We start from the raw sequence: 14,715 nt of genomic DNA on the forward strand, positions 1-14,715 counted from the left end.
GTATCCTGATTTTTTATTTAGGATAAGATTGATAATTAATAATTAAATATGGATAAAATTGAACTAATCGCTAAAATAATTAAGAAGTAATTTTAGATTTTCTAAAAAAACAGAAATAATAAAACAAAAAGATGGAAAAGAGAATTTTCACTTTCAGCAATCTGACATTTTTTATTGCATTGCAATTGCTATTTGGTTTAAAAGCACAAGCCCAATGGGATTTCAATACTAATTATTTCAAAATCCATGTTAATGACAAAGGATTTATCACAAGTATGAAAAACACGACTGTAACTTCCAATCGTGAGTTCAGCCCAACTGAGAAACCATCTCCGCTGATGTGTTTGTATGACAGTTCAAAAAAGAAATATTACGAGCCTAAACAAGCCAAATTCGACAAGAAAAACAACACTTTCACCATAAGTTATTCGAATGGCTCTGTTGCAAAAGTCGTACTGGCCCCAAAATCAAAATATTTTAAATTAACTCTTCAATCACTGACGAAACGTGAAGAAATCGATGATATTCAATGGGGCTCTTACCATACAAATATTACGAATTTATTTGGAGAAATCATTGGCGTAGCCAGAGATACCACCAAAGCTATTAATTATGCTATTGGAGCAATGGCGCTGAACGATCAAACTACAGGCGGAATTTCAAACACTGAAGGTGAGGCAGCTCCATTTCAATACATTATTCACTCACCTGATAAAATAAAATTCCCTTTGCCTGCAAATTTGCATGAAGGACAAATATTCTCAATTGGAGGAGACGGAATAAGTGACGTAGCATTTTACAGTCATCCCGAAGAATATTACAGAATTTTATACGGAAATGCAGCGATGATTGATAACAAAGGGCAAGTTTACGTAACCTATCATTCAAAAGACAGAACCAAAAAGCGTAATATTTTCTTTTCTTTGATTCCAATGTTGCCAACCAATATCCCCAACCACCAGGAAATAGCACCAATTCCGGGTGTTGACTATATCGGTTCCTCTATTGCTCTTTGGGGTAGCCCAGACAACACGGCTTTGATGGATGTTCTTCAAAATATCGTTTTGTCCGAAGGACTTCCCTATCCTACCGTTAATGGCAAATGGGTAAAAGATCCGGCGCGATATACTCCAGATGTCACTTCAGAAGGTAACTTGTTTGACAGTATTGTTTCCTATACAAAACAATTAGGTTTTAAAGCCATAGAAGCCAATGATCTGCCTTATTACAAAGTCAACCGCAGCCATAAAGGCTATATCGACGGGAAAAATTTTGAAACCAAACCTTTCAAATTTACTTCTGGAAATAAATCACATAAAGAGTTCACCGATATTTCTAATGCACAAGGAATTTTCATGGGCCGACACACAATTGCAACGGCATTGGCACCAGGAACAAAAGATGCTAGCCCAATTCCAAGTGATAGTTTGTGCTATCAACAGAAACGTCTTTTGGTAAAATCAATTTCCGCAACTGATACAATTATCTTAGTAAACGACCCCATCTATTTAGATGAAATTGCCAGTTGGGAAGGACATTGCAAAAGTCTAAATATGGTAAAAATTGGTAAAGAACTCATTCATTATTTGCGTGTTTCAAAAACAGCCCCTTATAGACTTTTGAATGTAAAAAGAGGATATTGGAATACAACTCCTTCCTCCCATAAAGCTAATGACGATATTCTTAAATTACAAGTAACCATCGAATACGGTTATGATGGTTTGATTCCAGATTTGAACTTACAGGACGCTGTGGCAGAAGATTACGCTGATGTTGCAAAAGTAAACGGAATTTATTTTATGGATTTAGATGGACAGGAATTTCTATTCAACACTGGCCAAGGTTATTATGGCGTAAAACGTTTCTTTAGAAAAATGTTCGAAAGAGCTGCCTATCACAAAATAGATTATATCCGCATCACAGGAGCGACGCTTTCAGAAGGTTCTTGGCACTATCAAAGTGTATGGAATGTTGGTGGAGGGAAAAATATGTATGATGTAGAAAAACGTGTTTGGGGAAGTACCACCAGTGAAGGTAAAGACATTCGTGATGTGGCCTATTCTAATTATTTCCCAGCAACATTCGGAGGGAACTTTAGCATCGACAAATCTTCAAAAGTAGAAGATTATGAACATGTTCAAGCCATATCTATTGGTGTTGGAGCCACATATATGTTGGGAATCAATCAGAAAAATGTAGAAATTTGTCCTCAGAAATACCAAATTTTCAAAGCAATACGAACTTGGGAAGATGCAAGGGCAGCAAATGCTTTCCCAGATGATTTGAAAAAAAAATTAGCCGATCCGAAAAGAAGTTGGACTCTTGAAAAAGGAAATGACAACAATACTTGGGTTTTGTATGAGAAAATTAACGGAGGCAAAAATAATCCGATTACTTTAATAAGAGCTAATGGATATTAACGAAATTTAAAATGTTTTTTACTTAAAAAAAATGTTTTTTGTGAATTTAATTTCTTTATATTTGTTACAATAGCATGGTAATCATTGCAGTTCATATAAAAATGGAAATCATAGAGTTTCCATTTTTTTAACCCTTTCTACTAAACCGATTTAGTTAAAAGTGATTTATAAAAGTTGCAATAAGAAATAAGAATAAATAAAAACTAAACTTGATAAAAATGAGGATAAGGCTGATAATATCTTTAGTTGTTTTGAGTACTAATTTGATTGCACAAACAAAAGTCACTGGGAATGTAGTCGAATATTTTGGAAAGGAAAAAATTGTAACAACTGCCGAAGGAAGTGTTTTACATCATTTCAGCGATGGTTATTTTCTTCCTTCCGAGAAAAGAACTGGTACTCTTTTTAACGGGCAAGATCCTATCGCTTGGCAATATGCCGTTGGTAAATTCATTAATCCAAACAAACAAAAAGGAGACTGGCAGTCCATCAAAATTGATTCTGCTGGAGCTTTCAGCCAAAAAGAAATGAGATCAGCTTTTCTTTTTACTGAATATAATTCTCCCAAAGAGCAAATTGTACTCTTGGAAACCACAGGCGGAACCCGAACATACATTAATGGAATGCCTCACGAAGGAGACCATTATGATTTTGGATATACTTTGATTCCGTTTAAACTTCACAAAGGCATCAACGAATTTATTTATACCAAAGGTCGTTTTGGACGTGTGAAATCAAAAATTGTTATCCCTTCAAAAAGTATACTATTTACCAAACGTGATTTAACACTCCCAGATGTTATTAATGGTGAAAAAGATCAAAAATGGGCTTCAGTTCGTGTAATCAATGCGACCGAAAAAAACCTAAAAAACCTTGTTATTTCTGCAAAATTGTCAAGTGGAGAAACTGCTACTTATGCAACCGATGCAATTATTCCTTTGTTTGTCAGAAAAGTAAAATTTAAAGTTCCTGCAGCAAAAAATGATTATACTGGCGAATTAAAAATGAAAATAGTGCTTTCGGACAAAAGCGGAAAAGTAATTGATGAAATCGAAGTTCCGATTCAACAACGCTCTGCAACCGTTCACCACGAACGTACATTTGTGAGTAAAGTCGATAACAGCGTTCAATATTATAGTGTAGCTCCTGCATTAGGAAGCGGACCAAAAGCTTTAATCCTTTCGGTTCACGGCGCTTCAGTTGAAGCAAGAAATCAGGCACGTGCCTACAAACAGAAAGATTGGGCTCATATCGTTGCGGCTACAAATCGCCGCCCTTTTGGGTTTAATTGGGAAGATTGGGGAAGAATTGATGCGTTGGAAGTTTTGGCAGAAGGCAAAAAAATATTCAACACCATTCCTGCCCAGACCTACTTAACTGGTCACTCGATGGGTGGACATGGAACTTGGTTCTTGGGAACGACCTATCCTGATAAATTTGCAGCAATTGCACCTTGTGCCTCCTACCCTGATATTTCGACTTACGGATTTGACAAAGGCGACGAAATGCATGATAAGTTTAAAGCTTTTGAATCAATTAAACGTTCGGCCAATTCAGGTCGTGTAAAAAGTATCGTTAAAAACCTGAAACAATCAGGTGTTTATATTCTTCATGGTGATGCCGATTCGACTGTGCCAATTTCGCAAGTGAGAGAAATGCGCGAGATTTTAAGCACTTTCCACCCCAATTTCTGCTATTACGAATACCCAGGCGGTCAACATTGGTATGGCGATCATTCTGTGGATTGGTTCCCTATTTTTGAATTCTTTAAACGTCAAACAATTCCAACAAACAAAGAAGTCAAAGAAATTGATTTCCACACAGCCACTCCTGCGGTTTCCTCAACCGATTATTGGATAAAATTACAGCAACAAATTCGTCCGTTTGATTTTTCAAACATCAACGCGAAAATTGATAATCAACTAATTACAATAAAAACAGAAAATGTTGCTATCTTAGAACTTGATTTGGTTTCATTAGAATTAAAAGGCGAAATCTCGATAAACATCAATGACCAAACAGTAAAAGCAGCATCAGACAAAAAAGCAATTTTAGCTTTAAAAGATGCAAAATGGTCTTTGATAAACGAAATCAATACATCCGAAAAATACGCAGATCGTCAAGGTGGATTCAAGTTTGCTTTCAATAACAACGTTGTTTTTGTGTATGCTACAGGAGGTTCAGCCTCGGAGCGTGAATGGTATCTAAACAAAGCTCGTTTTGATGCAGAGACTTTTTATTACAGAGGAAACGGAAGCATCGATGTGATTTCTGATAAAGAATTTTCATTGGAAAAATACAAAGACAGAAATGTGGTGATTTATGGAAATGCATCCAACAACAAGGCATGGAATTTGTTGTTGAAAAATTCTCCTATTCAAATTGACAACCAACAAGTAAAAGTGGGCGACAAAGTGTTAAAAGGAGATGATTTGGCTGCTTATTTCGTGTTACCAAGAAAAGACAGCAAAACGGCTATGGTAGGCGTTGTGGCTGGAACTTCGGAAGCAGGAATGAAAGCAACTTGGGCAAATAATTATATTTCGGGAATCACAGGTTTTCCTGATGTAATGATTTTCAAAGCCGATTTACTTTTAAAAGGGTTGCCGGAAATGAAAGTAAGTGGATTCTTTGACAACGACTGGTCAACCAAAACACTTGAATTTTTAAATTAAAAAAAATGATTTACTGCTAATTCGCTAATTAGAAAAAGATGTTGCAAGCATAAAATTAGCGTTTTAGTGGTGAACCTTAAACCATATAGTTTTAAAAAAAACAATCAATTTTTATAAAATGAAAAAAAATCTATTCTCTGTGATTTTATTCCTTTTGTTAGCTGTGAATGCAGTTGGGCAAAAGAAACACACCTTTGCCATCAAAGACGGTAATTTTGTTATCGATGGGAAAAACATCCAGATTCATAGTGGTGAAATGCACTATTCCAGAATTCCTAAAGAATATTGGCGCAATCGTTTGCAGATGATGAAAGCGATGGGATTGAATGCTGTGGCGACTTATGTTTTCTGGAATTATCACGAAGTATCTCCGGGAGTTTGGGATTTTAAAACTGGAAATAAAGATGTAGCTGAATATATCAAAATTGCACAGGAAGAAGGACTGTACGTGATTTTACGTCCGGGGCCATATGTTTGTGCCGAATGGGAATTTGGTGGTTACCCGTGGTTTCTGCAAAAAGTTCCAGGAATGGTAATTCGTGGAAACAACCCTCAATATTTGGCAGCAACCAAATCGTATTTCACTGCACTTTACGGACAAGTGAAAAATTTATTGGTGACCAATGGCGGGCCAATTATCATGGTTCAGGGTGAAAATGAATTTGGTTCCTATGTTGCCCAACGCAAAGATATTTCGATAGAAGAGCACAAAAAATACAGTGCAGCGGTTTTCCAACAATTGAAAGATGTTGGTTTCAACGTTCCTTTCTTTACTTCGGACGGAAGTTGGTTATTTGCCGAAGGTGCTCTTCCAGGTGCTTTGCCTACTGCAAATGGCGAAGATAATGTGGACAAACTAAAAGAAGTTGTAAATAAATTTAACGGTGGTAAAGGTCCTTATATGGTGGCCGAATTCTATCCGGGTTGGTTAGATCATTGGGCTGAACCTTTCCCAAAAGTTTCTGCTGAAACTGTAGCTAAGCAAACTAAAAAGTACCTGGATGCAGGTGTTTCTTTCAACTTTTACATGGTACACGGAGGAACAAATTTCGGTTTTACCTCAGGAGCCAATTACGATGGTAATCACGACATTCAACCAGACCTTACCTCTTATGATTATGATGCCCCTATCAGCGAAGCAGGCTGGGCAACGGAAAAATACAATGCTTTACGTGAATTATTGAAAACACCAAAAACACCTGCTGTTCCTGCTAAAATAGATGTGATTTCCATTCCTGAAATCAAATTGACAAAAGCAGTGACTTTGGAATCATTGAAAAACAAAATAAAACCTGTAAACAACGAAAATCCATTGACTTTTGAAGAATTAAATCAAGGGCACGGTTATGTTTGGTACAGCAAAAAATTCAAACAGCCTATCAGTGGAAAATTAGAATTGAATGGACTTCGCGACTACGCAATTGTGTATGTCAATGGTCAAAAGGTAGCTGAATTGAATCGTTATTATAAAAATTATGAGTGCACAATTGACGTTCCTTTCAACGCTACTTTGGATATTATAGTTGAAAACATGGGACGTATCAACTACGGTGCAGACATCATCAACAGTACAAAAGGAATTATTTCTCCAGTTATTATCAATGGTGAAAAAATCACTGGCGACTGGAATATGTATTCGCTACCAATGGACAAAATGCCAAATCTGGCTGATGCCAAAAACAATGCTAAAGTTGGGCAACCTACCCTTTACCAAGGTACTTTTCAATTGACTAAAAAAGGAGACACTTTCCTTGATATGCGTGATTGGGGCAAAGGAATTGTATTCATCAACGGAATCAATATTGGGCGCTATTGGAGTGTTGGACCACAACAAACATTATATGTCCCAGGTTGTTGGTTAAACGAAGGAGCAAATGAAATTGTGATTTTCGAACAAAAAAATGACAAACTTCAAACGACAATAAAATCTATCGAGACGCCAATTTTGGAAGATCTACAACCTGAAAAAGGCGAAACAAAATAAAAATTTCCAATTCACTATTAGTGGCTAAAAAATATAAAAGATGAACAGAATCAAAAAAAACAATTTAAGCGTGGCGATCCTTTTGATGGCAACGTACTTTTTGGGGACAAGCTGCTCCAGTAACCAGGAAAAAATTTCGATGGAAATCAACAAGGGTTGGCAGTTCAGCGAAGTGTCAGCAAATGATTGGCATCCCGCAACTGTTCCCGGTGAAGTACACACTGATTTATTGAAAAACAAAATGATTCCAGATCCATTTTATCGTGATAACGAGAAAAAATTAGTTTGGATTGAGAAAAAAGATTGGGAATACAAAACCACTTTTGATGTCTCACCTGAATTTTTGAAAAAAGAAAATAATCTGTTGGTTTTTGATGGATTGGACACTTATGCAACCGTTTATATCAACGGAATAGAAATTTTGAATGCCAATAATATGTTCCGACAATGGTCTGCTGATGTGAAACAGAATTTAAAAGCAGAAAAAAACGAATTGAGAATCGTGTTCAAATCAGCTCAAAATGTGGTGGATTCGTTGGCAAAAAAAGATTTACCTTATGTTATACCTGACAATCCAAGATGTTATGTACGTAAAGCACAATACCATTTTGGCTGGGATTGGGGACCAAAATTTACTACTTGCGGAATTTGGAAAGCCGTTCGATTGGAAGCTTACAATGAAAAGGAAGCTGAAGAAGAATACAAAGCACCTCACAAATACGAATTGGTTCAGGAAAAAGATACTGCTGGAACTTCGTTTTATTTCAAAATAGACGACAAAGCGGTTTATATGAAAGGAGCAAATTATATTCCATCAGATGCTTTTTTGTCAAGAATGACAAATGCTGAATACGACAAAGTGATTGCAACTGCAAAAGACGCGAACATGAACATGCTTCGTATTTGGGGTGGCGGAATTTATGAAAGCGATTATTTCTATGATTTGTGCGACAAAAACGGAATTTATGTTTGGCAGGATTTCATGTTTGCCGGAACAATGGTTCCTGGTGACAAAGACTTTTTCGACAATGTAAGAGAAGAAGTAAAATACCAAGTAAAACGTTTACGCCATCATCCGTCAATTGTGGTTTGGTGTGGAAATAACGAGATAGATGAAGCTTTCAAAAATTGGGGTTGGCAAAAGCAATTCAAAATGAATAAAAAAGATTCTATCAAATTGTGGGATGATTACAAACGATTGTTTCAGGACAGTATACCAAAATGGGTAAAAGAAGTCGATCCACATCGCCCTTATGTGAGTAGTTCTCCCCTCTTTGGTTGGGGGAAAAAGGAAAGTATTACACAAGGAGACAGCCATTATTGGGGTATCTGGTGGGGAACTGAAGACATCGAGGTAGCACATAAAAAAACTGGTCGTTTTGTAAGCGAATACGGAATGCAGGCAATGCCAAATTATTCCTCAATTGAAAAAATTACTTTGGAAGAGGATCGAAAATTGTATTCGGATGTACTGAAAGCACATCAAAAAGCAGGAAAAGGCTTTACGAAACTAAACACTTATATTCATCGTTATTTCAAAGACACAACGAATGTAAAAACTTGGTCGGTGAAAGATTATACATATTACACACAATGTTTACAGCATTATTCTTTTAAAAACATCATCGGAATACAGCGCTCGAAAGAACCGTACAATATGGGAACCTTATTGTGGCAGTTGAACGATTGTTGGCCTGTGGCAAGTTGGAGTATCACTGATTATTACAACCGTCAGCCGAAAGCCGCTTGGTATGCTGTGAAAGAAGCCTATAGAGATGACGTTAAACCTACAATTGACAAGGTACGACCAATAGAGTTAAAATTAGAAAATCCACAAATTACATTCAAAGTCGAAGGTAATAATATCACTTTAAAAGCTGCAAAAGATGCTAAGTATGTGTGGGTTGACATCAAAGGTTATACTGGAAGATTGAGCGATAATTATTTCGACTTGAAAGCGGGTGAAGAAAAAACAATCGAGATTCAAACTCAGATATCAAAACCACAAATCACGATTACTTCGTTGTTTGATGTTTTGAGCAGAACCAAATAATAGGAATCAAAAAATCACTTCTGTTTCATTTTTGAACAGAAGTGATCAATGCAAAAAATAAAAATTAAAACGAATAAAGATGCAGTCTTTCAAATTTAAAGCCACATTCCTTGCAATGGCAAGTTTGTTTTTCGCAACGCCTAGTTTCTCTCAGGGAAAAGCAAAAAACAATCCAAATGCCAATTATACCCAATTTGTAAACCCATACATTGGTTCCGGTGGTCATGGGCATATTTTTGTGGGTGCAAATGTTCCTTTCGGAGCTGTTCAATTGGGACCTTCTACTATTTTTGAAGGTTGGGATTGGTGCAGTGGATACAATTATTCAAGTAACACCATTCTAGGATTTACACATACTCATCTAAGCGGAACGGGAATTGGTGATTTAAATGACATTCTATTGCTGCCAGCAACTGGAAAAGTGCCTTTAGTCAAAGCAGACAAAAAAGATCCAAATGGTTATGGTTCTACTTTTTCGCATCAAAATGAAGTGGTAAAACCAGGATATTACAGTGTTCTTTTGGATAAATACAATGTGAAAGCAGAATTGACCACATCGGAGAGAGTGGGTTTTCACAAATATACTTTCAATTCGAAAGAAGAAGCACACGTATTATTGGATCTTGCTGACGGTGTGGGTTGGGACAGTCCGAAACAAACCATGATTCAAAAAACTGGAAGCAAAACAATTGTCGGATATCGCCATTCAAAAGGCTGGGCAGATGACCAACGCTTGTTTTTTGCAATGGAATTTTCTGAAGAGATTTCATCGATTGCTTTGTACGATAGCACTGCAGTAAAAAGTGGACTTCAAGGTGAAGGCAGAAAAATGAAAGCTATTTTGGATTTCAAAAACAAAAAAGGAAATGTCATTATGGTGAAAGTTGGAATCTCACCAGTAAGTGTTGAAAATGCTATAGCAAATATTAAAGCAGAAATTCCACAATGGGATTTTGCAAAATCGATTCAAAATGCTGATGTTAAATGGAATAAAGCTTTAGCAAAAATCGACATCAAAGCCGACGCTGATACCAAAACAATTTTCTATACTTCATTGTATCACACAATGTTTGCACCATCAATTTTCAACGATGCAAATGGTGATTACAGAGGGACCGACAAAAAAGTCTATAAAAATGCAGATTTTGTAAACTACACCACATTCTCATTATGGGATACCTATCGTGCGTTACACCCACTCTACACTATCACGCAAGAGGACAAAATTAACGACATTGTCAAAACGTTTTTAGCAATCTATCAACAACAAGGAAGATTGCCAGTTTGGCATTTGATGGGGAATGAAACTGATTGTATGAACGGAAACCACTCGATTGCAGTAATTGTCGATGCCTATTTTAAAGGATATAGAAATTATGACGTGAATTTGGCTTACGAAGCCATCAAAAAAACAGCAATGCAAAATCGTGCCGGAATGGATTACGTTCAAAAACTACAATACATTCCAGCAGACAGTCAACTTGAAACTGTTGCCAATGCTTTGGAATATGCTGTTGATGATTGGTGTATTGCTAAAATGGCCAAAGATTTAAACAAAATGGAAGATTACGCATACTTTACCAAAAGAGCGGAATTATACAAACAATATTTTGATAAAAATACCGGTTTCATGCGCGGAAAATTGACTAATGGACAATGGAGAGAGCCATTCAACCCGTTGGCTTCTTCCCACCGTAAAGACGATTACGTGGAAGGAAATGCATGGCAATACACTTGGTTGGTTCCTCAAGATCCTTATGGTTTGATTGATTTATTTGGCGGAGACCAAAAATTCATCGATAAATTTGACCAATTATTTACGTTATCAGAAAAAGTAGCTGGAGAGGAAGCTTCTCCAGACATCAGTGGATTGATTGGACAATATGCACAAGGAAATGAACCAAGTCACCATATCCCTTATTTGTATGCTTATGTAGGACAACCTTGGAAAACTGCAAAAATCGTTCGTCAGGTTTTTGACCAATTTTATACAACAAAAATTGACGGAATTTGTGGAAACGAAGATGTCGGACAAATGTCAGCTTGGTATGTATTGTCATCAATGGGGTTCTATGCCGTGAATCCTGCAAACGGAATCTACGTTTTTGGAAGTCCTGCTGTTGACGAAGCTATAGTTCATTACAAAGAAAATATATCATTCAAAATGACTGCAGTAAATAACAGTAAAACGAATATATACATCCAAAAAGTGGAATACAACGGAAAACCATATACAAAATCATATATCACTCATGACATGATTGTAAAAGGCGGTGAGTTGAAATTATACATGGGAAGCCAACCTTCATTGGACTTTGGAACTGCAAAGGCGGACAGACCTCTTTAGGCAAAGGAAAACACACAACCATTTCAGAAAGGAAACATGAAAAAAATAATATTGGCTTTAGGAATCTTTTTTACCATTGCAAATTCAATTGCGCAAAACAAAGCGCAATCGAATCTGAACATCATGACGTTTAATATCCGTTATGACAATCCGGGAGATGGAACAAACAGCTGGCCGAATCGAAAAGAAAATGCTTTAAAAATGATTCGGTTCAACGAAGTCGATATTCTAGGTATGCAAGAAGTTCTAGCTCATCAACTAAAAGACATTACCGCAAATCTTACTGAATATGCAACTGTAGGTGTAGGTAGAGAAGACGGAAAGGAAAAAGGGGAATTCAGTCCAATTTTATACAATAAAAATAAATTTACGCTTATCAAATCGGGATATTTCTGGTTGAGCCAAACAACTGAAAAACCTTCAAAAGGATGGGATGCCGCTTGCGAACGCATTGCAACTTGGGTACAATTGAAAGACAAAGCTACCGGAAAGAAAATATTTGTTCTGAATACGCATTTTGATCACATAGGCGAAGTAGCAAGAAGAGAAAGTGTAAATTTAATTAGAATAAAAATTGCTCAATTGAGTGAAGGAATGCCGCAAATCATGATGGGTGATTTGAATGCAACACCCGATTCATCAGTTATACAATCATTGCTAACAGCAGATAAATCGTTAAGTCTATTGGATTCCAAAAAACTTGCTTCAATCGTATATGGCCCAAATTGGTCTTACCATGATTTTGGAAAAGTATCTTTCAAAGATCGACCATTAATCGATTATATTTTAGTCACCAAAGGAATTACAGTTCGTAAATATGGGGTATTGGCAGAAACTTTAAATGATCTTTTTCTTTCGGATCATGCGCCGGTATTTATTAACGTTACTTTCTAAATAATCAACATTTGTTTTAAATAAAAACTTTATAATGAAAAATAATAGCTTCTTCTTTTTGGTATTTCTTCTTTTTAGTTTTGGTGTGAATGCCCAAAACAAAACAGAAAGTCCTGTGGATTATGTTAATACTTTGATGGGGACACAATCAGTTCACAGTTTGTCAAACGGAAATACCTATCCTGCAATTGCCCGCCCTTGGGGAATGAATTTTTGGTCACCTCAAACAGGAAAAATGGGTGACGGATGGATGTATACCTACACAGCCGAAAAAATACGTGGATTCAAACAAACCCATCAACCTTCCCCATGGATTAACGACTACGGCCAGTTTTCGATTATGCCCGTTACCGGAAAAATAGTCTATAAAGAAGACGACAGAGCAAGTTGGTTTAGCCATAAATCAGAAATTGCAAAACCGCATTATTACAGCGTTTATCTTGCCGATTTTGACATTACCACCGAAATGACTGCAACTGAAAGAGCGGCTCATTTCCAATTCACTTTTCCAAAAAACGAGCAATCTTCTGTAGTGATCGATGCTTTCGACAAAGGTTCGTACATCAAAATCATTCCTTCGGAAAACAAAATCATTGGTTACACAACTAGAAACAGTAGTGGCGTTCCCGATAATTTCAAAAATTATTTTGTTTTGGTTTTCGACAAACCTTTTGAAACCAAATATACTTGGAATGGTAATGGACTAGCTAAAGATCAACTCGAAATGAAAGCAGATCATTCGGGTGCTGTCGTTGGTTTTAAAACTAATAAAGGAGAAAAAGTCAATGTTCGTGTGGCTTCGTCATTCATCAGTTTTGAACAGGCTGAGCAAAATTTGAAAACCGAATTGAAAAATGCTCCATTCGAAAAAGTGGTAGCCGAATCAAAAGCGGTTTGGAATACAACTCTAGGAAAAGTAAAAGCAGAAGGCGGAACCGAAGAGCAAATTAATACCTTTTACTCTTGTTTATACCGCACCGTTTGTTTTCCACAAAAATTATATGAAATTGATTCTGCTGGAAAAATTGTGCATTACAGTCCGTACAACGGAAAAGTTTTGGACGGTTATATGTATGGTGGAACAGGATTTTGGGACACTTTTCGCGCATTGTACCCTTTGTTGAACTTGGTTTATCCTTCTATTAACAAAGAAATGCAAGAAGCCTTGATTAACGATTATAAAGAAGGTGGATTTTTACCTGAATGGTCGAGCCCTGGTTTAAGAGATTGTATGGTGGGTAACAACTCGGCTTCGGTAGTTGCGGAAGCGTATTTGAAAGGTTTGAGAGGGTACGACATCAATACTTTATACGAAGCTTTACAGCACGATGCAAATAACGACGGGCCTAATGCAACGGGACGAAAAGGTGTGGAATATTACAACACTCTGGGTTATGTTCCCTATGACGTAAAAATCAACGAGAATGCCGCACGTACTCTGGAATATGCCTACGATGATTTTGCTATTTGGAAATTAGCGAAAGCCTTAAATCGTCCAGCAGCAGAAATTGCCCAATACGAAAAACGTATGATGAATTATAAAAACCTGTTCAATCCGGAATTCAATTTAATGAGCGGAAGAAATAAAGATGGTAGTTTCACTAAGAATTTCAATCCATTCAAATGGGGTGATGCTTTTACTGAAGGAAACAGCTGGCATTACAGTTGGAGTGTTTTCCACGACATTCAGGGTTTGATTAATTTGATGGGAGGTGAAAAAGCCTTTACGGCAAAATTGGATGAAGTGTTTTCATTGCCTCCAACATTTGATGATTCCTATTACGGCAGCGTGATTCATGAAATCCGCGAAATGCAGATTATGAACATGGGACAATATGCCCACGGAAATCAACCGATTCAGCATATGATTTATTTATACAATTTTGCTGGACAACCTTGGAAAACACAATATTGGTCAAGAGAAGTAATGAACCGTTTGTATAAACCAACGCCTGATGGTTATTGTGGAGACGAGGACAACGGACAAACTTCGGCTTGGTATATTTTCTCGTCTATGGGCTTCTACCCTGTTTGTCCGACTTCGGATGAATATGTTTTGGGTGCGCCTTTGTTCAAGAAAGTAACGGTCACTTTGGAAAACGGCAAACAAATCGTCATCAAAGCAGATAAGAATTCAACCGAAAACAAATATGTTCAGGAATTGAAATGGAATCAAAAAGTGTATGACAAAAATTACATCAACCATTTTGAATTACAAAAAGGAGCTGAATTGGATTTTAATATGATCAGTACTCCAAACGAAAAAAGAGGAACTTCAAAAACAAGTTATCCGTATTCATATTCAACAGAGAAAAAATAAACAAACACAGATTTTGCCAATC

Annotated in this window: 7 protein-coding genes; all 7 read left to right on the forward strand. The window is 36.7% G+C overall.

The window, feature by feature from the left end:
* Positions 1 to 131: 131 nt before the first annotated feature.
* The 7 genes from J2W95_RS06870 to J2W95_RS06900 all read left to right on the forward strand — a co-directional run bounded on the left by J2W95_RS06870 (position 132) and on the right by J2W95_RS06900 (position 14,693).
* Complete coding sequence (locus tag J2W95_RS06870) at positions 132 to 2,420, forward strand: hypothetical protein (RefSeq protein WP_310005308.1); 2,289 nt, start codon at positions 132 to 134, stop codon at positions 2,418 to 2,420.
* A gap of 218 nt (positions 2,421 to 2,638) precedes the next feature.
* Positions 2,639 to 5,095, forward strand: coding sequence for a prolyl oligopeptidase family serine peptidase (locus J2W95_RS06875; RefSeq protein ID WP_310005310.1), 2,457 nt, complete (start codon positions 2,639 to 2,641; stop codon positions 5,093 to 5,095).
* 118 nt (positions 5,096 to 5,213) lie between these two features.
* Positions 5,214 to 7,079, forward strand: coding sequence for a glycoside hydrolase family 35 protein (locus tag J2W95_RS06880; RefSeq protein WP_310005313.1), 1,866 nt, complete (start codon positions 5,214 to 5,216; stop codon positions 7,077 to 7,079).
* A gap of 40 nt (positions 7,080 to 7,119) precedes the next feature.
* Positions 7,120 to 9,132 carry a beta-mannosidase gene (locus J2W95_RS06885; RefSeq protein ID WP_310005315.1) on the forward strand — a complete coding sequence of 671 codons (2,013 nt, stop codon included), beginning with the start codon at positions 7,120 to 7,122 and terminating at the stop codon, positions 9,130 to 9,132.
* 79 nt (positions 9,133 to 9,211) lie between these two features.
* Positions 9,212 to 11,479 (forward strand): GH92 family glycosyl hydrolase, encoded by a 2,268-nt coding sequence (locus J2W95_RS06890; RefSeq protein WP_310005317.1) that lies wholly within the window; start codon positions 9,212 to 9,214, stop codon positions 11,477 to 11,479.
* 36 nt (positions 11,480 to 11,515) lie between these two features.
* Entirely contained in the window at positions 11,516 to 12,373 is an 858-nt protein-coding gene (locus J2W95_RS06895; RefSeq protein WP_310005319.1) for an endonuclease/exonuclease/phosphatase family protein, read from the forward strand.
* 34 nt (positions 12,374 to 12,407) lie between these two features.
* The gene (locus J2W95_RS06900) at positions 12,408 to 14,693 is read left to right on the forward strand and encodes a GH92 family glycosyl hydrolase (RefSeq protein WP_310005321.1); all 2,286 of its coding nucleotides are present in this window, start codon (positions 12,408 to 12,410) and stop codon (positions 14,691 to 14,693) included.
* The last annotated feature ends 22 nt before the right edge of the window (positions 14,694 to 14,715 follow it).

Source organism: Flavobacterium granuli (assembly GCF_031456055.1).
Lineage (GTDB): Bacteria > Bacteroidota > Bacteroidia > Flavobacteriales > Flavobacteriaceae > Flavobacterium > Flavobacterium granuli_A.